The organism is Aquimarina sp. U1-2, assembly GCF_017897595.1.
Taxonomy (GTDB): domain Bacteria; phylum Bacteroidota; class Bacteroidia; order Flavobacteriales; family Flavobacteriaceae; genus Aquimarina.
This window is the reverse complement of record NZ_JAGKIK010000006.1, coordinates 108,030-128,860: the sequence shown is the minus strand read 5'-3', so window position 1 is coordinate 128,860 and position 20,831 is coordinate 108,030. Positions and strand designations below refer to the sequence as shown.

General features: G+C 34.5%; 23 protein-coding genes. 19 read left to right on the top strand and 4 right to left on the bottom strand.

The genetic code is table 11. From position 1 onward, the window contains the following. The first annotated feature begins 17 nt into the window (after positions 1-17). From gcvH to J8281_RS09970, 4 genes are all read left to right on the top strand, one after another. A complete protein-coding gene (gene gcvH, locus J8281_RS09985) occupies positions 18-398 on the top strand; it encodes a glycine cleavage system protein GcvH (protein ID WP_210197473.1) in 381 nt (126 codons plus the stop codon). Further along, the gene (locus J8281_RS09980) at positions 370-792 is read left to right on the top strand and encodes a VanZ family protein (RefSeq protein ID WP_210197472.1); all 423 of its coding nucleotides are present in this window, start codon (positions 370-372) and stop codon (positions 790-792) included. Before gcvH ends, J8281_RS09980 begins: the two co-directional genes overlap by 29 nt. A 142-nt stretch (positions 793-934) precedes the next feature. Next, entirely contained in the window at positions 935-1,660 is a 726-nt protein-coding gene (locus J8281_RS09975) for an energy transducer TonB (protein WP_210197471.1), read from the top strand. A 108-nt stretch (positions 1,661-1,768) separates the two neighbouring features. Then, positions 1,769-2,509: an energy transducer TonB gene (locus tag J8281_RS09970; protein ID WP_210197470.1), complete on the top strand. Its 741-nt coding sequence runs from the start codon at positions 1,769-1,771 to the stop codon at positions 2,507-2,509. 261 nt (positions 2,510-2,770) lie between these two features. Here J8281_RS09970 and J8281_RS19960 read toward each other — a convergent pair whose 3' ends face one another. Together J8281_RS19960 and J8281_RS09960 are read right to left on the bottom strand one after the other, a co-directional pair. Continuing rightward, positions 2,771-2,866, bottom strand: coding sequence for a deoxyribodipyrimidine photo-lyase (locus J8281_RS19960; protein ID WP_210197469.1), 96 nt, complete (start codon positions 2,864-2,866; stop codon positions 2,771-2,773). Between the two features lie 8 nt (positions 2,867-2,874). Continuing rightward, positions 2,875-3,414 carry a DUF421 domain-containing protein gene (locus J8281_RS09960; RefSeq protein WP_371812600.1) on the bottom strand — a complete coding sequence of 180 codons (540 nt, stop codon included), beginning with the start codon at positions 3,412-3,414 and terminating at the stop codon, positions 2,875-2,877. Positions 3,415-3,856: 442 nt separating this feature from the next. Between J8281_RS09960 and cyoE the strand changes: the two genes are divergently transcribed. From cyoE to tsaB, 15 genes are all read left to right on the top strand, one after another. Continuing rightward, on the top strand, positions 3,857-4,759 hold the full coding sequence (gene cyoE, locus J8281_RS09955) for a heme o synthase (RefSeq protein ID WP_210197468.1): 903 nt from the start codon (positions 3,857-3,859) through the stop codon (positions 4,757-4,759). Continuing rightward, complete coding sequence (locus J8281_RS09950) at positions 4,750-5,331, top strand: cytochrome c oxidase subunit 3 (protein WP_210197467.1); 582 nt, start codon at positions 4,750-4,752, stop codon at positions 5,329-5,331. The genes cyoE and J8281_RS09950 overlap by 10 nt, the downstream gene beginning before the upstream one ends. A gap of 139 nt (positions 5,332-5,470) precedes the next feature. Further along, complete coding sequence (locus J8281_RS09945; RefSeq protein WP_210197466.1) at positions 5,471-6,451, top strand: cytochrome c oxidase subunit 3; 981 nt, start codon at positions 5,471-5,473, stop codon at positions 6,449-6,451. A 20-nt stretch (positions 6,452-6,471) separates the two neighbouring features. Next, positions 6,472-6,831, top strand: coding sequence for a cytochrome C oxidase subunit IV family protein (locus J8281_RS09940; RefSeq protein ID WP_210197465.1), 360 nt, complete (start codon positions 6,472-6,474; stop codon positions 6,829-6,831). 88 nt (positions 6,832-6,919) lie between these two features. After that, the gene (locus J8281_RS09935) at positions 6,920-7,585 is read left to right on the top strand and encodes a hypothetical protein (RefSeq protein ID WP_210197464.1); all 666 of its coding nucleotides are present in this window, start codon (positions 6,920-6,922) and stop codon (positions 7,583-7,585) included. Between the two features lie 292 nt (positions 7,586-7,877). Further along, positions 7,878-8,612 (top strand): SCO family protein, encoded by a 735-nt coding sequence (locus J8281_RS09930; RefSeq protein WP_210197463.1) that lies wholly within the window; start codon positions 7,878-7,880, stop codon positions 8,610-8,612. After that, the gene (locus J8281_RS09925) at positions 8,605-9,147 is read left to right on the top strand and encodes a DUF420 domain-containing protein (RefSeq protein WP_210197462.1); all 543 of its coding nucleotides are present in this window, start codon (positions 8,605-8,607) and stop codon (positions 9,145-9,147) included. Before J8281_RS09930 ends, J8281_RS09925 begins: the two co-directional genes overlap by 8 nt. Before the next feature lie 48 nt (positions 9,148-9,195). Then, complete coding sequence (locus J8281_RS09920) at positions 9,196-9,414, top strand: hypothetical protein (protein WP_210197461.1); 219 nt, start codon at positions 9,196-9,198, stop codon at positions 9,412-9,414. A 207-nt stretch (positions 9,415-9,621) separates the two neighbouring features. Next, positions 9,622-10,323 (top strand): ABC transporter ATP-binding protein, encoded by a 702-nt coding sequence (locus J8281_RS09915; protein WP_210197460.1) that lies wholly within the window; start codon positions 9,622-9,624, stop codon positions 10,321-10,323. Beyond that, positions 10,316-11,566, top strand: a complete 1,251-nt coding sequence (locus J8281_RS09910; RefSeq protein WP_210197459.1) for an ABC transporter permease — start codon at positions 10,316-10,318, stop codon at positions 11,564-11,566. The genes J8281_RS09915 and J8281_RS09910 overlap by 8 nt, the downstream gene beginning before the upstream one ends. A 1-nt stretch (position 11,567) precedes the next feature. Continuing rightward, a complete protein-coding gene (locus tag J8281_RS09905) occupies positions 11,568-12,833 on the top strand; it encodes an ABC transporter permease (protein WP_210197458.1) in 1,266 nt (421 codons plus the stop codon). Positions 12,834-12,899: 66 nt separating this feature from the next. Then, positions 12,900-14,009 (top strand): efflux RND transporter periplasmic adaptor subunit, encoded by a 1,110-nt coding sequence (locus tag J8281_RS09900; protein ID WP_210197457.1) that lies wholly within the window; start codon positions 12,900-12,902, stop codon positions 14,007-14,009. A 155-nt stretch (positions 14,010-14,164) separates the two neighbouring features. Continuing rightward, positions 14,165-15,499, top strand: coding sequence for a TolC family protein (locus tag J8281_RS09895; protein ID WP_210197456.1), 1,335 nt, complete (start codon positions 14,165-14,167; stop codon positions 15,497-15,499). An 81-nt stretch (positions 15,500-15,580) separates the two neighbouring features. After that, positions 15,581-16,849 (top strand): efflux RND transporter periplasmic adaptor subunit, encoded by a 1,269-nt coding sequence (locus tag J8281_RS09890; protein ID WP_210197455.1) that lies wholly within the window; start codon positions 15,581-15,583, stop codon positions 16,847-16,849. A gap of 37 nt (positions 16,850-16,886) precedes the next feature. Continuing rightward, positions 16,887-17,552, top strand: a complete 666-nt coding sequence (gene tsaB / locus J8281_RS09885) for a tRNA (adenosine(37)-N6)-threonylcarbamoyltransferase complex dimerization subunit type 1 TsaB (protein WP_210197454.1) — start codon at positions 16,887-16,889, stop codon at positions 17,550-17,552. A 141-nt stretch (positions 17,553-17,693) separates the two neighbouring features. On the opposite strand, the gene J8281_RS09880 is transcribed toward tsaB, so the two are convergent. Beyond that, on the bottom strand, positions 17,694-18,389 hold the full coding sequence (locus tag J8281_RS09880) for a hypothetical protein (protein ID WP_210197453.1): 696 nt from the start codon (positions 18,387-18,389) through the stop codon (positions 17,694-17,696). Positions 18,390-18,706: 317 nt separating this feature from the next. Continuing rightward, positions 18,707-20,812, bottom strand: coding sequence for a thioredoxin domain-containing protein (locus J8281_RS09875; RefSeq protein ID WP_210197452.1), 2,106 nt, complete (start codon positions 20,810-20,812; stop codon positions 18,707-18,709). Positions 20,813-20,831 lie beyond the last annotated feature (19 nt).

Sequence of the window (20,831 nt, the reverse complement as noted above, 5' to 3'; positions counted from 1 at the left end):
TAAAATACTTTTTTCGGATGAACATTCCTTCAGAATTAAAATACACCAAAGATCACGAGTGGATCAAAATTGATGGCGATATTGCTACGGTAGGTATTACCGATTTTGCTCAAGGCGAATTGGGTGATATTGTTTATGTAGAGGTTGAAACCGTTGGAGAAGAACTCGAACAAGAAGAGGTTTTTGGAACCGTAGAAGCGGTTAAAACCGTATCAGACCTATTCCTTCCTTTAACCGGAGAAATACTTGAGTTTAATGAAAGCCTTGAAAGTGATCCAGAATTAGTCAATAGTGATCCTTATGGAAAAGGCTGGATGGTAAAATTTAAAATATCTGATACGTCTCAAATAGAAAATTTATTATCTGCAGATGGTTATAAAGAAATTATTGGGGCATAAGGTACTTTTAGCTTTATTAATTCTATATACTATTATAATAACTTGGGCCTCTTTGGCCAGATTGATCATTCCTTTTAAGGTAGGTGTGCAGGGTAGCGATAAAATCGGACATTGTGTAGCATATTTTATATTTACGCTGCTTTGGTTTCTGTTTTTCTTTTTTTCAGAAATTAAAAATAAGAATTTTAAACAGAGCTTACTTTCATCTTCTGTGATATGTTTTTTCTTTGGAGCTTTGATGGAATTGTTGCAAATGTTTTTAACAAATTATCGAAGTCCTGATTGGTATGATGTGATAGCCAACACAAGCGGTATAGTTTTTGTTGTTATGCTACTAAAAGGTTTTGAGCGCAAATTATTAGTACTGAAACATAAAATACATACGCTGTCATGAGTAAGCAATTCGTTCAATTTTTAATCGCAACGATGCTCTTGATAAAAGTTAAAAAACAGAATTTTTGTTTTACATTTCAATCTTTACTTGGAAATTACAAAAGAAATTAGCTATTTTAGCAATCCTATAACATAAATTAAGTATGGAACCGAAGAAAAATCCTAAAGCAGATTTAACGAAGAGAAGCACCTTATTCCTTCAGTTAGGGCTTATCGTAGTGCTTTTTATCACATGGCAAGGAATAGAGTGGAAAACCTATGATAGAAGTAATATCGATATTGGCCAGGTGAACCTTGATGAATTAGAAGAAGAAGACGTTCCAATTACACAAAACTTAAATACACCACCGCCACCACCACCGCCACCACCGGCTCCAGAGATTATCGATGTTGTCGAGGATGAAGAAGAAGTAGAAGAAACTATAATCGAATCTACAGAAACCAATCAAGAAGAAGAAATCGTTGAAGTAGAAGAGGTAGAAGACGTAGAGGAAGAAGAAGAAATTGCTGACGTACCTTTTGCAGTTATCGAAAACGTACCTGTGTTTCCTGGGTGTGAAGGCGCTGGAAATAATGCAGCCAAAAAGAAATGTATGAGTGATAAGGTTAAGAAATTTGTGAACCGTAAGTTTAATACAGAACTTGGTAATGAATTAGGGCTATCAGGAATTAATAGAATATACGTTCGATTTAAAATCGATAGAGGTGGTAATATTGTAGGTGTACAAGCAAGAGGACCGCATCCAAGATTGGAAAAAGAGGCACAACGCGTAGTTAAAATGTTGCCTAAAATGACACCAGGTAAACAAAGAGGTAAAGCTGTTGGGGTATTGTATTCATTACCTATAGTTTTTCAGGTACAAGACTAAAATAACGTATTTTATAAATTCAAGAATCCCGTTACAAGATTGTAAACGGGATTCTTTTTTGGTATGCTTGTTGATTTAGGATTAATTGTAACGTTAAAACTAAATAGTATGAGTAACAAGCATGATGCTAATGTACGAAAAAGTACATTGGTGAACTTTCAGATTGGACTTATAGCAAGTCTATTATTTACCTATGTAGTATTTGAGATATATACCGAAGTACCGGTAATACAAACCTCATCACCACTAACTCTAGATGATACGACAACTTATATATCCGATGTTCGGTTTATCGAATATAAGGAGCCAGAGAAAAAAGTTGTCGAGAAAACACAGCGCCAACCCGTAAAGGATCCTCAGGATTTTGAAGTTGTAGATAATGATGCTGTGATACGAGATATGGATAAAGTGTTTAAAAATGAGCCCATTGAAACTTCTGCCATAGAACCCCAAGCGCTTCCTGATGATCCCGATGATGATGAACCTATTAGCTACCCATTTACAAAAATAGAGTGGGTTCCTATTTTTCCTGGTTGCGAAAAATTACAAACGAACAAAGAAAGGGCTTCCTGTTTCTCTGAAAAAATAGGAAAAATAGTTTCTAGAAAATTCAATACGGGATTAGGGGAAAAATACGGCTTATCGGGGATACAACGGATTTATACGCAGTTTGATGTAGATGCAAATGGCTTAATCACTAATATTTTGATTAGAGCACCTCATCCAAAACTAGAAAAAGAGGCAAAACGAGTTATTAATTTACTTCCTCAAATGACTCCGGGTAAACAAAGAAATACACCGGTATCGGTTAGGTATCAATTGCCTATTGTCTTTAAAATTCAAGATTAGGAACAATTATATTTGAAGAAGCTAGGTAGAGTGACCATCTCTCTAGCTTCTTTGTAATCTAAGTATAACTGGGTGTAGAGAATAGACATTACGACTTTTAGCACCAAGAGCCAAGACAAAAAATAATCTAGTTTCTTGATTCTTAGAGCAGAGTGGTCTTGATACTGATAGCCCAACGGTTCTGTATTAGCGGTAGTTCTGCACCCCAAGTCCAGTTGATCTTATAATCATAAACTAAGAAATTCGTGATGGTTCTAAAATTTACAGTAATAGTAATAGTTCTGAAGATTTACAGGCTTGGCTTAGTGCTTCATTATCTTCTACTCTTACATCTCTTTTGAACCAGAAAATATTCATCTGCACCGTCATTTCTTTCTCACTCCGGTTAGAAGTTCGTTGGATAAGGATACATCTTTACTTTTATGAATCACAGAAATATCTCCTGTACTTTCTAGAACCACAGCCAGAACTTCAGTCATATCTTTTATATTGGCTTCTCTAAGTTTGGCATATACGTCATTAGTATCTACGTTAGTTTTTTTTAAATTATCATGAATAAACTTTCCGTCCTTCATTAATAACATAGGTTTATTGGTGAACAAACTATCGAACCAATTCCATCTTCTTTTAGCAAAAGAAAAGAGTGTTTGAAAAAGTATGATGCCTCCTAATGCAACCGAGCCTTTGAGTAAGGATTGATCGGTATTGAGAACTATTGCCGCTAAAACAGACCCTACGGCAATGGTCGATGCAAAATCGAAACTAGACATTTTTGCAAATGTTCGTAATCCGGAAATTCTAGTGATAATAATCATTACCGTAAAAATAGCAATGATAGTAATACCAACTTTTACTAAAGTGTCGAGAGAGGTAAATATCCAATTTTCCATTTTTAAGATTTGCATAGTTTTATAACACATTCAACACGTGAAAATATATGTTAGTTAGTGTAATTTATTTGCGCATGGCATCAAAGATAACTGTAGATCACCATAAGGGATCACTTCATCAACCTAAAAGCTTACATCTAGCTAGCGTAAATTTCTGTAACTGAAAGTAAGCATGCTTTCTAAGTATGACGAGCACGATTAGATATAAATTTGCCTTTAAAAGAAAAAACTGAAACTATATTAACTAGACTGCATGGGTCGAACTGATTTGAATATTGTTTAGCAAATTGAAAAAAGTTTAAACCAGTTTATGTTAAAGTAAATGTATTAAATGATTTTTGAATACGGGATGAAGTTGTTAAAAGCTTGATAATGCATCGATAGAAAGTTGCCTAAATTCCATTTTAGGGTTATCTTTGCACCACTTTTAAAAATGCTATAAGAAAAAGTGCAAAATTTGAGTGTAACCCAAATCAAAACTGTTAAGGTTTCTGTTATTCAGGATTTTAAAGAAATTACAAAAATGCGTTTGGCGCTAGTCGTTGTTTTTTCTTCGGTAGCTGGTTATTTATTAGGTGTTGAAGTAGTTTCTTTTAGTACATTGTTGTTGTTGGTAATAGGAGGCTACTGTATGGTTGGGGCGTCTAATGCCTTTAATCAAATCATTGAAAGGGATCTTGATAAATTAATGGATCGTACTAAAAACAGACCTATCCCGTCAGGTAGAATGTCTGTTAATACAGCCTTTGCCATTGCTACTCTTTTTACGTTAATGGGGATTAGTGTTCTCTATAGTATTAATCCAAAAACGGCCATGTTTGGCGCGATTTCAATTTTTATTTATGTAAGTCTATATACCCCACTAAAAACGAAAACACCGCTTTCAGTATTTGTAGGCGCAATTCCAGGAGCAATACCTTTTATGTTAGGGTGGGTTGCTGCTACCAATGATTTTGGAATAGAACCAGGAACACTTTTTATGATTCAGTTTTTTTGGCAGTTTCCTCATTTTTGGGCCATAGGGTGGTTTTTGTTTGAAGACTACAAAAAGGGAGGCTTTTTTATGCTTCCGACAGGTAAACGAGATCAAGGTACGGCAATTCAGGTAATTTTATATACGGTTTGGACCTTAGTCACATCTATAATTCCTGTTTTTGGCGTTACTGGGGATTTATATCTAACACCCGTATCAGGTATTATAGTTTTAATTTTAGGATTATTTTTATTGCGATCTGCCATACAATTGTATTATAAGAGAGATGCTAAAACAGCTAGACAGCTAATGTTAATAAGTGTTTTATATATAACGCTACTACAGATTGTTTACGTTGCAGATAAATTTATTCGTATATGGATTTAACACAAGGTTCTACACAAGAAAAAATAAATAGGTCCAAAAAAACCATGATGTGGTTCGCCATGGTGAGTATGGCCATGGTATTTGCAGGTCTTACCAGTGCTTATGTGGTAAGCAAATCAAGAAAAGACTGGGAAACCGATTTGATTTTTCCAGAGCCGTTTATGTATAGTATCATTATCATACTGGCAAGTAGTTTTACACTTCATTTTGTTAAAAAGGCAATAGAAAAAGATAATAGAAAAGCGGCTACGGGTTTATTATTATCAACTCTGGTATTAGGAATCATTTTTATTGTTTTGCAGTTCGAAGGCTTTAAAGACATTATTAACCAGGGGTATCATTTTACCGGACCAACATCAAATATCGTTTCTACTTTTATGTTTGTAATTGTGGTCACGCATTTAGCACATATTGTTGGAGGAATTCTGGTGCTTTTTGTATTAATTTATAATCATTTTAAACAAAAGTATAAATCGGGTCAGACCTTAGGATTAGAACTAGGTGCTATGTATTGGCATTTTGTTGATTTTCTGTGGGTTTATCTCTTTTTGTTTTTATATTTCATCAGGTAGCTAAAATAAACGAATGGGTTTATGAAAAAGTGATTCGTTAAAAGATTCATCTTTGAAGCAATTAAAAAGCTGATTTGAGCAAGTGAAATAATAAAATTGATTATTTTTGTGGGAAATTTAACAATACCAAATTCTATATATGGAAACAGCTGTTCCTAAAACAGGTACCGAAGGTAAGCTCTGGGGTGGTGGTAACAAACCACTTGAAGTGAGTTATGGTAAAATGATGATGTGGTTTTTTATCTTATCAGATGCGCTTACATTCTCAGGTTTTCTTGCCGCATATGGCTTTTCAAGATTTAAGTTTATCGACTCATGGCCCATTGCAGATGAGGTATTTAATCACTTTCCGTTTTTACATGGTGTAGATGCGCCGATGTATTATGTTGCGTTAATGACCTTTATACTTATTTTCTCTTCTGTAACTATGGTATTGGCGGTTGATGCCGGGCATCAAATGAAACAGAAAAAGGTAATCATCTACATGTTCTGGACGATTATTGGGGGATTAGTTTTTGTTGGATCACAGGCTTGGGAATGGAAAAACTTTATTAAAGGAGAATATGGAGCTGTTGAGACAAAAGGCGGACAAATTTTACAGTTTGTCGATACAGAAGGGCATAGAGTAGGGCTTGATGAAATAGCTAATCCTCAGGCAGATGTTAGACGACAGCATTTAGAACAAAACGGGGTATGGTATCAAGCAGAAGATGAGCTACCAACGTATACTATAGACGAAATAAGATCGGGATTCGCCGAGAGAAATGATGTATTGATCAGAACACAAACACTTACCGAAGACGGAAAGAAAACTGTACTATCAAGAGAAGAGTCTTTGCAGAGACTTCAAGAAGATGCCATTGGTATTGTAGAAGGTGCAAACCTAATTCATAACGAATATGGAACACCACTATTCGCTAATTTTTTCTTCTTTATCACTGGTTTTCACGGTTTTCATGTTTTTTCTGGTGTTATCATTAATATTATAATTTTTATTAATGTGATCTTAGGCACTTACGAGCGAAGAAAAAATTATGAGATGGTAGAAAAAGTTGGACTGTACTGGCACTTTGTAGATCTGGTATGGGTATTTGTATTTACATTTTTCTATCTGGTTTAAATTAATAGGACTAACATTTTATGGCACACGATACAGCACATCACGAATCAAATACAGGTAAAATTTGGAAAGTATTTTTCTTATTATCTGTAATTACCATTGTAGAAGTTATTTTAGGAATTATTAAGCCAGCATTTCTAATTGAAACAACATTAGTAAGTATGAAGCTCCTGAATTGGATCTTTATTATCCTTACTATTTGGAAAGCCTATTACATCACTTGGGCATTTATGCACATGGATGGTGAAACAAAAGGTTTAAGAAGGTCTGTAGTTTGGACGGGTATATTTTTAGTTTGCTATTTAATTTTTATATTGCTTACAGAAGGAGATTATGTCTATGAAGTATTCAAAGCAGGTTACAAAAGCTGGGACTTTTAGGGCTAAAACATACGTTAAAAGCATTGTAAAAAGACGGTTTTTTAGACCGTCTTTTTCTATTTTTGTACCATATTAGAGTTATGACTTTATGAAGAAATTTTTAGTTTTAGGCGTCCTTTTTATATTACCACTAGTAGCTTATCTCTTTTTTGCATCAGGAGTACATAATTTTGCTAAGCTTCCTGTACTTAACAGTACAATAGGAAGTATTGAAAACTTCGAAACGCTTGATAGTACACAAATTACATTTAAAAATAAAATAACAGTTCTTGGTTTTTTAGGGAAGGATCTTTACCAAAAAGAAGGAAATGCTTTTAATCTCAATCAAAAGATTTATAAAAAAAATCATGAATTTCAAGATTTTCAGTTTGTGATGGTAGTACCTTTTGGAAGTGAACCTGAGGTAAAAGAACTTTTGGATGAATTGGATACTATCGCAAATGTATCCGGGTGGAAGTTTCTTTTTGGTACACCAGAACGTATAAAAGAATTATTCAATAGTCTTAAAACACCTCACACGCTTGATGAAAGACTTGGTACAAACTATGTGTACATCATTGATAAAAATGTTGGTTTAAGAGGTAGAGATGGTAAGCTTAAAGAAAATGAGTCGATTGTATATGGATACGATGCTAGCTCTGTAGCCGATCTAGCCAACGTAATGAATGATGATATAAAAGTAATTTTGGCAGAATATCGTCTGGCACTCAAAAAATACAAAGCTGATCGTACCAATACAGCGAAAAGTAATTAGCAAGATGTCGGTTGTGCATCCATTACATAGGCTTAATTATTAATTTCGTATCAATTAAAAATGTTCATTGATTGTCTGTTATTATACCTAAAATTTAACTGAGAAGTCATCCTGAATTCATTTCAGGATCTCATTAAGTTTATTTTCAGTACATTGAGATGAGAAGCTGAAACGAGCCTGTGCTGAACTCGTTTCAGTATTCAGCTTGACGCAAACCGTTTAGGTTAAATTACGGATATTCATAAAAATGTTTTTAGTATTTTATACAGCAACTAAACGTGTAAAAAATTAGATGAAAAAATATTCATATGTTGGTATTTCTTTTATAGTTCTCGTTTTTGGGATTATCTTTATTCCAAGAATCGTAAATCGAGTACAAGATACTTCTGTTGTGAAGAACGATAGGATGAGTGCCAATAATCCTATTGCCAACGAAAAACTTTCCTATATAAAAATTAACGGAAAACCTAAAAAAGTACCAGAATTTGCATTTCTCAATCAAGACAGTATTTTGATTACAAATCATGATTATAACGGGAAAGTATATGTAGCCGAATTCTTTTTCACCAGTTGCCCTACGATATGTCCTAAAATGACTAAAAATTTGGTGTTTCTTCAAAATCAACTACAAGAGTATCCAGACTTTGGAGTAGCTTCGTTTACTATAAATCCTAAGTTCGACACGCCAAGAAGACTCAAAACGTATGCAGAAAATTATAAAGTAACAGATCCCGATTGGCACTTCTTAACAGGAGATCGCGAAGATATTTATGATCTGGCTAACACGGGTTTTAATATTTATGCTGCAGAAAATCCTAATGTTCCCGGTGGTTTTGAGCACAACGGTTTTTTTGCGTTAATCGATCAGGATGGATACATCCGATCACGATATGATGCTGCCGGCAACCCAATTATTTATTATAGAGGTACCATAGGAATAGATGAAAAAGTAGATAAGAACGGAGAAGAAGAACAGATTACTATTTTATTAGAGGATATTAAAAAATTATTAGATTCCCATGAATAATTCAACCGTGTTAGAGCAGAAATATAATAAGTGGATTGTTGTTTTATCTATTGCAGTCCCGCTCGTGGTAGCAGCGTTGTTTGGTGTTAATTTGAGAAAATTAGGGTTTGATGTAGAACCCCTTACTTTTTTACCACCTATTTATGCTACAGTTAATGGATTGACTGCACTTATTTTGATCTTTGCCTTATGGGCTATTAAAAACAAAAAAATAAAGTTACACGAACGACTGATGAAAATAGCTATCCTTTGTTCTGTACTTTTTTTAATAATGTATGTAGCTTATCATATGACAAGTGATTCTACCAAATTTGGGGGAGAGGGTGTTATACGGTATGTCTATTATTTCATCTTAATCACACATATACTATTATCTATAGTAGTAATTCCGTTCGTTTTGGTAACTTACGTTCGTACATTATCGCAACGATTTGATAAACATAAAAAAATAGCTCGAATAACGTTTCCGATTTGGTTATATGTTGCAATTACGGGTGTCGTTGTTTATGTAATGATATCTCCTTACTATAGTTAGTATTTTGAAAATATTAACATTTGAATACTACGTAATGTCTTTTAAGTAATGAAAAGAATTGTATATATCTTATTTTTAATTTCTTCAGTTGCAGAAGCACAATGTGCGATGTGCAGGGCTGTTTTAGAAAGTGAAGAAGGACAAGTAGCAGCCAAAGGCATTAATAATGGGATCGTATATCTTATGATTATTCCGTACCTGCTAATCGGGCTAGTAGGATATTTCATATATAGAAATAAAAAGAAATCTTCAACAGCAAAAAGTTAATTTGCCTTACTTTTACTTGATTATTTAACATATTCATAACATTTCTATTTGTAACAAATTCAGTAATTAGCTAGTCTTATGTAAAAGACGGCACTAACCAATTATTAAAGTCTTCGTGGGGAAAACTAAATTATTGAATTATTTCTGTTAGTGAGTCTCTAGTGTATTTAGGTGAATTTACACCTGTCACATTTTTATTAATGTTGTATGATAGAAATAAAAGACTTACATAAATCCTACCAAATGGGTAGCAATTCGCTTCACGTTCTTAAAGGGATAAATTTTAATGTACAAGAAGGAGAGTTGGTAGCCATTATGGGATCTTCGGGATCTGGGAAATCTACCTTGCTTAACATTTTAGGAATGCTTGATGAAGCAGATAGCGGAAGCTACTTTCTAGATGGGTTACCCATAAAAAATCTAAATGAAAAAATCGCAGCACAATATCGAAACAAGTTTTTAGGTTTTATTTTTCAGTCCTTTAATTTAATTACTTACAAAAATGCTGTTGATAATGTAGCTTTACCATTATACTATCAAGGGATTAAGAGAAAAGAAAGGTTAGAAAAGGCCATGTATTATCTAGAAAAAGTTGGATTGGCAGAATGGTCTACACATCTTCCTAATGAGTTATCAGGAGGGCAAAAACAACGAGTAGCTATCGCTCGAGCGCTAGCTTCAGAACCTAAAGTATTATTGGCAGACGAACCCACAGGAGCCCTGGATACAAAAACGTCGTATGATGTCATGGACCTTATACAAGGGATTAACGATGAAGGAAAAACAATCCTTATTGTAACACATGAGCCAGATATTGCCAATATGACCAAACGTATAGTTAATCTTAAAGATGGGTTAATAATTGATGATACAGTAGTACAACAGGTAAAAGCAAATGTCCATGTTTAGTTTAGAACGATGGCAAGAGATGTTTGAGACTATTGCCAAAAATAAATTGAGAACATTTCTAACGAGTGTTTCAGTAGCGTCAGGAATTTTTATTCTAGTGCTGCTACTAGGGGTAGGACAGGGGATGCAGAACGGAATAGCACAAGAATTTGAGAGTGATGCCTCAAATAGTATCTGGGTTTGGACTCGAAGCACTTCAGTCGAATATAAAGGGTTAAATCCGGGCAGACCCATCGAAATGACCAATCAAGATTATGATTTTATCAATAGAAAAAACGAAGACCTCATAGAATATAAGTCTTCTCGGGCTAGAAATTGGGGAGTAGTCGTAAATTATGGAACCGAGTCAGGAAGCTATGGCGTCGAAGGTGTTTTTCCAGAGTTTCAAATGGTAGAAAACGAGGTGATGGTTGCAGGACGTTTTATTAATATCAGGGATATCAAAGAACGAAATAAAGTAGCCGTTATTGGAAATAAAGTTCGAATGGACTTATTCAAGGATAAAAACAAAGATCCTATAGGAGAGTTTATTAGGATTAATAATATGCTATTTAAAGTCGTAGGAGTATTTGCTGAAAAATCTGAAGAAAGAGAAGAAAATAGAGTATTTGTACCTTCTCCTATTGCACAACAAATGTTTAATACCGGTCAAAAGCTACAAGGACTTGCATATACCTTAAAACCTGAAGAAAATTTTGAGACAGCAGTTTTAAAATCTGAAAAGTTTGTTGAAAATATGACCGATTACCTTAAAGAAAAGCATATCATCGCTCCAGATGATGATAGAGCAATAGGGGTCAATAATACATTAGAAAATGCCAAGCGCTTTTATAGTTTGATCTTTATGATCAAAGCATTCTTTTGGTGGGTGGGCATTTGTACTATTATTGCTGGGGTAGTAGGGGTGAGTAATATCATGCTTATCATTGTTAAAGAACGAACCAAAGAGATTGGAATTCGAAAAGCTTTGGGAGCACAACCCATGTCGATTATAGGAATGATTCTGCAAGAAGCAATTTTTGTGACAGCTATAGCAGGTTTTACAGGCTTAATTCTTGGACTTGCCTTATTAGAACTGGCAGGACCGTTAATTCAAACCGAATTTATCTCAAATCCTTCTGTAAATTTTAATGTGGCGCTTGCTACAGTGTTCATTCTCATTTTTGCTGGGGCTTTGGCAGGCTTTTTTCCAGCATGGCGAGCGGTTAAAATTAAACCTATAGTTGCACTTAGAGACGAATAACATGATAAACAAAGATAGTTGGAGCGAAATAATCGAAGCATTAACAGCCAATTGGTTTAGAACATTATTAACTGCTTTTGGTGTTTTTTGGGGCATCTTTATTCTGGTTATTCTCCTGGCTGCCGGTAAAGGTCTTGAAAATGGTGTGAAACAAGGATTTGGCGATATTGCAACCAATACGATGTTCATGTGGACTCAAACCGTATCAAAGCCTTACAAAGGATTGCCAAAAGGAAGAAGATATGATTTTAAAATAGGTGACGTTCCTTCAATTAGAGAAGAAGTACCCGGATTATTGTATGTCTCACCGCGTAATCGACTAGGAGGCTTTCGAGGATCCAATAATGTAGTAAGAGGGCTTAATACAGGGGCATTTAATGTGTTTGGAGATTATCCCGAAATTATTAAGCAAGATCCTATCAATATTACTTCAGGAAGATTTATTAATTATGGTGATATTGACAATAGAAGGAAAGTGGCTGTAATAGGCAGCGGAGTGCAAAAAGAACTCTTTTCAGAAGAAGAAGAACCTATAGGAGAATACATCAAAATACAAGGTGTCAATTTTATGGTAATTGGTACCTATTCCAAAAAATCTAACAATGGTGATGGAGAAGAAGGGCAAAAAGAAATCTACGTGCCGTTTACTTCATTTTCTCAAGCTTTCAACTATGGTGAACGCGTGGGCTGGATGGCAATAACCGCTCAAGATGACCAATCGATTACCAATCTTAAAGAGGATATTATTGAAGTCGTTAAAACAAATCACAGCATACACCCCGAAGATAATAGGGCTGTAGGGAGTTTTGATTTATTTGCCGAGTTCAGTAAAATTAACGGTCTGTTCTTAGCTTTAAAAGGGGTTGCCTATTTTGTAGGTACTCTCGTATTGTTATCAGGCATTATTGGTATTAGTAATATCATGTTAATTGTAGTGAAAGAAAGAACCAATGAAATAGGTATTCGTAGAGCTTTAGGAGCTTCTCCTTGGGCAGTACGGGGTCAAATCTTATTAGAATCTATATTTCTTACGATTATTTCGGGTATGGCAGGTATTGCAGTATCTACAGGAATTATATTTCTTATCAATAAGGTTTTAGAGGGGGCACCCCCAGATGATGATAGTATGTTTGCCAATCCTAGCGTAGATTTGTCAGTGATAGTTGTAGCGCTAGTGATATTAATTACCAGTGGATTACTGGCGGGTTTGATTCCTGCACAAGTAGCGATCAAAACGAAACCAATTGATGCATTGCGATCAGAATAACAAGTTAATCAATCAAATTTAGCTTTTCTTCAAAATAGAAAAGTATAACAAATCTAGATATCAAAAATGAAAAAAACTGTAACTATTATTATATTGCTTATCATCACAGCTGTATTTGTAGGATCCCTGTATTACTTGTATAAAAAAAATCAAGAAGATCCTATAACCTATGAGACCGAAAAGGCTACGGTAGCAACAATTATAAAAAAAGCGGTAGCTACAGGAAGTATTGTGCCAAAGGAAGAAGTTCTTATTAAACCTAATATTTCTGGGATTATTGAAGAAATTTATATTGAAGCTGGTGATCAAATTAAATCAGGTGATCTTATTGCAAAAATTAGAGTAGTACCCAATATTTCTTCATTGCAAAGCGCACAAAATGCCGTAGAAACTGCAAAAATTGCGCTTAATAATCAAGAAAAAGTTTACAATCGACAAAAAGAACTTTTTGATAAAGGGGTGATCTCTGCCAACGAGTTTGACGGGGTAGATGTAAGTTATAAACAGGCCAAACAATCGTATGAGTCTGCTCAACAAAATTATCAAATAGTAAGAACAGGTACAGCAAGAGGTTTAAGTAGTGTAGCTAATACGTTAATACGGTCTACTGTGACCGGAATGGTGTTAGAAGTTCCTGTAAAATCAGGAAACCAGGTAATAGAAGCCAATAATTTTAATGATGGAACCACCATTGCTACAGTAGCAGATATTGGTGAAATGATTTTTGAAGGTAAAGTAGACGAAAGTGAAGTAGGTAAAATAAAGGAGAATCTTCCCTTAGAAATAACTGTTGGCGCAATCGAGAACAAAAAATTTGATGCTGTTTTAGATTATATCGCCCCCAAAGGAAATGAAGAGAATGGCGCTATACAATTCGAGATCAAAGGAACTTTAGAGAAAAATGACAGTACGTTTATAAGAGCGGGTCTTAGTGCCAATGCGTCTATAATTCTAGCCCGAGCAGATAGTGTTATGGCATTAAAAGAAGCGTTAATACAATATGACGATACCCAAAAACCGTTTGTAGAAATTGAGGTTGGCGATCAACAATTCGAAAAAAGAGATATAGAACTGGGGATAAGTGATGGTATCAATGTCGAAATTAAAAGCGGCATCACCGAGGAAGATAAACTTAAAGTATGGAATATCATTAAGAAACCTGAGTTTACAAATTAATGGGCACCACAAGGGGTTTAACACCCTAAGGCTTGCTTCGAAGTAAAAATTCAGTTTCCTACGAATGCGTCGTGGGGTTGTCCAGAGGTAGTTTACTTTTAAAATAAATTAGTTTTTTTGTAACAACATCGATCAATTATATACGTATAGGCATTATGAGAATAAAAATTTTGATTGCATTACTTACACTCTTATCCATTTTCGGAACCAAGGCGCAAGAGAAAAAGTGGACACTGCGCGAGTGTGTGGCATATGCTCTAGAGAATAATATTACTATAAAACAATCTGAGTTGGATATAGAATCTGCTAGTATTGATAAACTAACGGCATTAGGCAATTTTATACCTAGTATGAGTGCTAATGGAACGTTATCATCAAATACAGGAGCAAACATTAATCCGGTTACTAACGCCTTTGAAACAGCAACCTTTACATCGTTCACGACAGGTGTTAATGTAGGACTTACGTTATTTGATGGTTTGCGTAATTTGCGACAATTACAAAGAGCGAAATTAAATAAGTTGCTTAGTCAGTATAATCTAGGAAAATCAAAGGATGATATCTCCTTGTTTATAGCGAATAGTTATTTGCAAGTGTTACTTAATAAAGAATCTTTGAAAGTAATAGAAAAGCAACATGACATTACCTTAGAACAACTGCAAAGAACCAAAGATCTAGTTGATGCAGGCGTATTACCTCAAGGTGATTTATTAGAGATAGAAGCAACTTCTGCCGATGAACTAACACGTATCGTACAAGCAGAAAATGCTGTACAAATCTCATTAATCAGTTTAGCACAAACGTTGCTGATTAAAGATTATGAAAGCTTTGATATTGCTAAACAAGAATATTTAGTGCCCAGTGCAGAAATTTTAGAAAAACCGGTTGATGTTGTAATGACAGAAGCCCGAGAGGCCAGGTATGAAGTTCAAATTGCTGAACAGAATAAGTTGTTGGCAGAAAAAGATTTGCAACTAGCCAGAGGTGGATATTATCCCACCTTAAATGCATTTTTTGGATACAATACAAGATGGGCTGATAACGATTTTTTTTCCAGAGGTTTTACAGAACAATTATATGAAAACGATGGATTTTCTTATGGGTTACAACTTAATGTTCCCTTGTTAAATGGTTTTACCACACGGGCTAATGTAAAAAGAAGCAAAGTGAGTACCAGGCGAGCAGAATTTCAGTTAGAGCAGGCGCAATTAGATCTTGATAGTAATGTTTATCAAGCCTACTTAGATGCAAGAGGTGCTGCAGAGGCTTATGAGGCTTCATTGGTTTCTGTAAAAGCACAAGAACGGGCGTACGAGTATGCAAAAGATCGATATGACGTGGGATTGACCAATGCATTCGATTTTAGTCAATCAAAATTTAGATTGGAAAATGCTCAAAGCCAAGAAGTTCAGAATAAATTTGATTATATTTTTAAATTGAAGGTTTTAGAGCTTTTCTTCGGAATTAAAATCGCAGATATAAAATTATAAATCAAATAGCTTTTCTATTTTTTTTGGCTATTGTCAAAAAGATTGTAATTTCATATATCCTAAGTGACGCTAATACAAATTATGAATAGAAAAAAACTACTTTTTCTTCTAATTATTTCAATAGTACTCATCGTAGTGCTTATTTATGGAAAAAAATCAGGATGGTTTGGCAATAGCGGAAATTTTGAGGAGGTAACTACCACCATCATAGAGAAAATTAGAATTGTAGAAACAGTTGCTGCAACTGGTAAAATACAGCCAGAAGTAGAAGTAAAACTCTCGTCAGAGGTGTCAGGAGAAATTATTGATCTTCCTATTAAAGAAGGTCAGCAAGTTCAAAAAGGAGATCTTTTGGTACGAATTAATCCTGATATTATCCAATCAGGTTTAAATCGATCACAAGCTGCGTTACAAAACGTAAAGGCAGGTCTGCAACAAGCAGAAGCAAGCTTGACTGAGGCTCAACTAAACTATGATCGTAATAAAGGATTATTTGAGCGCGGAGTCATCTCAAAAGCAGATTGGGATGCCTCGGTATCTGCGTACGAAGTCGCCAAAGCTGCAAGACAGTCTGCTTTTTACAATGTTAAAAGTGCACAAGCCACAGTAAACGAAGCCAAAGACAATTTGAATAGAACTACTATTTATGCACCCATGAGTGGGACTATTTCAAAATTATCTGTAGAATTGGGTGAACGAGTGGTAGGTACGCAGCAAATGGCAGGAACCGAAATAGTTCGCGTAGCAAATCTTAACAATATGGAAGTTGAGGTAGATGTGAATGAAAATGATATCGTAAAAGTATCCATAGGGGATTCAACCCTTGTAGCGGTAGATGCGTATCTAAAAAAAGAATTTAAAGGCCTTGTTACCGAAATTGCAAATTCTGCAGAAAGTGCTACAAGTGCCGATCAAGTAACAAATTTTAAAGTAAAAGTTCGTATACTTGAAGATTCTTACAAAGATATTATCGAAGGTAAACCAGAGAATTATTCTCCATTTCGACCAGGGATGACGGCTACAGTAGATGTTATAACCGATAAAAGAGAAAGTGTTATTGGTGTTCCTATAAGTGCTATTGTAATTAAAAGTGATACTTCAAATGTTACAGAAAATGGCAATAAACAAAAGCTTGCTAATGCCGATAAAAGATTTGAATGTGTATTTCTTAAAAAGGGTGAAGTTGCAAAACTTCAGGTAATTGAAACGGGTATTCAAGACGATAGTAATATCGAAATCATAAAAGGTCTTGAAATAGACGACGAAGTTATCGTAGGACCTTATAACGTTGTTACCAAAATACTCAAAACAGGTGATAAAGTAACCACCGAAGCAAAAAAAACTGATTAATAGCTGTCAATAGGTTATCTTTGCCAAAATTTTTAAAATGGCCTTTATTCTTTGTATTGAAACGTCTACCACCAATTGTTCTGTAGCGCTTACTAACGATGAAGATGTAATTGCGATCGAAGAAGATATAAGTAAGCAATACTCTCATGCAGAACAATTGCACGTTTTTATTAACAAAGTCATCAATGATGCTACTATAGGTTTAAAAGATATTTCTGCTGTGGCTATAAGCAAGGGTCCAGGATCTTATACAGGGTTAAGGATTGGGGTTTCTGCAGCTAAAGGGTTATGCTATGCATTAGATATTCCATTAATATCAGTGCCTACTTTACAATCTTTATCCTTACAGGTGCAACTGGAAGATAAAGATGCCCTTATCGTTCCAATGCTTGATGCTAGAAGGATGGAAGTGTATGCTGGTGTATATTCGTATTTGCATGAAGAAGTTAGAGAAATCAGAGCCGAGGTTTTAACAGAGCATTCCTTTTCAGAATATGTAGCGTCTAGAAAGGTGTATTTTTTGGGCAATGGTGCAGACAAGTTTTCTACTCTTCTTCAACATCAAAACGCCATTTTCTTAAAAAATAAATTTCCTTCAGCAAGAGACATGGCAAAACTTAGCTTTCTCAAATTTAGGCAGGCCGATTTTGAAGATGTAGGTTATTTTGAGCCTTTCTACCTTAAGGACTTTATCACATCCTAAATTATGCATATACGAAAAGTGTCATCTACAAAAGTAAATGACACTTTTCCAAAATAATAATAACCTTTTCTTTTTAGTACTTTAAATTTTCGATCAAAATAGCGCTAAGCTTAAATTCATGTTTAGCATGTATAGTGATTTTTAGTTACGTCGATTGCTTAATAGGCTTTGTGATGGTTCTGAACCTGAACTCTTAAGGGCATTATATCTTGCCACGAATCTAATCAAATCTTCCTCTTTTTTAAGACGAATTTTCTCTTTTTTCAAGTATTGTTTCAGTTCTCCTTCTTTATCATTAAATGCGGCTAACATATCCTTCTTATTCATAGGAAGTTCCATGATAATTCCTGCTTCTTCTATATAATATGTAGTGATCATTCTCAATTCACCGGGTTGTTTTAGCTGAGTAGCTGTACCATCTATAGGATCTGTTATTTTTAGTGTGAATTTTTTATAGATGCGATACTTATCGTTCAACTCAACTAGAACAAAATATCCATTTCTTTCTAGCCCTCTTTGGGTTTTAAAATTACAATAGTAAAAATAATCACCATCGATTCGAGCATGAACCGTAGGTCTTTTTACAATAGAAAATAAATCTGAGTCTACTTTATATTCTAAGGCATCAGAAAATACATTATATTTTAACTTAATATCATATGTTCCTGATTTTTCATCAATCACACTAGATTCTTTATAGCTAAATTTCATATAAATCGAACCATTGTAATCGTCGAAGTTTGAAACTCTTGTTGTAGAAGTTAATAAATCTCTAGGTAATTGTGCGAATAACGTTGGGGTAGTTGCTAAAAATAGCAGAAGTAAAAATTTTTTCATATTTAGGGATTTGGTTGAAATAAAATTAAAAAAAAGTAAGTTTACCTACAATTAATTTTAAATTTTATCATAATTTTTACGAATTATTCAATATTAATTCCAAAACACCTTAATATTATTTGCAAAACTGCATTTTTAATAACAAATTAACATAATATTTTTACGTTAAAACCGTAATTTATTCACTTTTTTAGGTTGAAAACGTCTATAAATTATTAGTTTTCAACTAATAAGTGAAATTATCTTGATTAAAATAAAGCGATTTATGAATTGACCGGCTTCTTGTGTACGCCACGAAATAGTTAAAAGAAAGTTAATTATTTAAGAAGCTTAATAGCCTCTTCAATATTGTCAACGGGGTATTTGCATGCATTATTAACACATATATAAATTAATGTTTTTTCATTTGTGAATCTGTTGTGTAATAGTGGCATTTTAGAATCTTCGGTGCTACCTGCTAATAATTGATTAGGAATGTACTTTTTTTGTAATTCTTGTATTTTTTGCAATGCATCTTCTCCTACAACTACAGTTTCATAATAAGTAAAGGTATAATTAAGCATTACATCTAACCAGTTGGCATACCCAGAGGGATATGATTGTATCTGCGGCTTTATAGTATGCAGCATATTTTGACTAATTTCTTTATACTCAGGCTTATCGTAATAATGAGATAATAAAAAGAGGTTTTTAGCCATGATAGAGTTAGATGATGAAATGACATTATCACTTGACTCAATAGTTCTAGCAATAAGTTTTGGGTCTTGATTAGATGTGAAATAAAATATATTTTTTTCTGTATCGAAAAAGTGACGTATCGTATAAGCCGCTAATCTTTCTGAATTGTCCAGCCATTTGGTATCTAACGTATTTTGATACAACAGCAGAAATGCTTCAATTACTGTTGCGTAGTCCTCTAGATAGCCATTAACTGTGCTTTTACCGTTTTTATAGCTATGAAGAAGTGTAGCGTCACGCTGTAATTGATTTTTTTCAATAAAATGAGCATTTTTATAGGCGATATCTAAAAATTTTTGATCTCCAAAAACGCGGTAAGCATCGAGATATGCTTTTAGCATTAAAGCGTTCCAAGAAGTTAAGGTTTTATCATCCAATCTTGGTTTTGGTCGTTGTTCTCTATAGTCAAACAGCTTTTTTTTCCAGGCTTTCACCTTTTCAGACACTATTTCATCACCTAATGCATACTGTAAACTGAAGTTAGCATCCTGATCTCTTCTAATCAATACATACTGTTGATTTTCCCATAAACCGTAATCATTGATGTTATAGTATTTCGAAAATAGCATAAAATCATCACCCAAAAGTGTTTCAAGCTCTGTTTTGGACCAGATGTAAAAAGCGCCTTCTTCTAACTCGCCATTTTTTGCAAGGCTATCAGCATCCAAAGATGAATAAAATGCACCCTCTTTGCTGGTAAGCTCACGAGATACAAATGCTAGCGTCTCAAAAACTACGGTTTTGAACCACTCATCTTTGGTTACCAAATATGCATCGCAGTAAACACTTACAAGTTGCGCATTATCGTATAACATTTTCTCGAAATGGGGGATATGCCATTTAGCATCTGTAGCATACCGAGAAAATCCGCCTCCTATATGATCGTAAATACCACCAAATGAAATTTGAGTAAGCGTTTTGTACACAAAAGATAACAATTCACTATTTTCAGTTTGATGCGCATATCGCAAAAGGAAATGATAATTATTGGGCATCATAAATTTGGGAACCCTTTTCGTCCCTCCATTAGTATGATCAAATTGTTCACTCCACTTTTTTACGGCAGCCTCTAGAAATTCTTTATCAAATTTCATTGGGTCAGGATTAGCTGTTATAACATCAACCGCCTTTATACCTTCTTCTAATTTTTCTGCATATTCGATTAGTTTTTCTGGTTGTTTTTTGTACAGGTCTGAGATTTGTTGAAGTGCATCAATCCAATTTTCTTTTGGAAAATAGGTTCCTCCCCAAACGGGTCGCCCATCTGGAAGTGCAACTACATTTAATGGCCAACCACCACTACCGGTCATTAATTGAACAGCGTTCATATACACCTGATCTATATCTGGTCGTTCTTCTCTGTCTACTTTAATAGAAATATACTGGCCGTTCATTATTTTTGCGACTTCGGGGTCTTCAAAACTTTCATGCTCCATGACGTGACACCAGTGGCAGGCAGCGTAGCCCACACTTATGATGATAAGTTGATCATTTTGCTTCGCTTGATCGAGCACTTTTTGATTCCATGGCTTCCAGTCTACAGGATTATGTGCATGCTGTAGTAAATACGGACTCGTTTCATGAATTAGATCATTCGTAAAGGGATGTTGCTCTTCCATTAAAGATTTTTTTTGACGTGTACAGGAAACGAGTAAGATGATAAGTACTACAAACCAGTATTTCATGATTGTCAATTTAACTCGG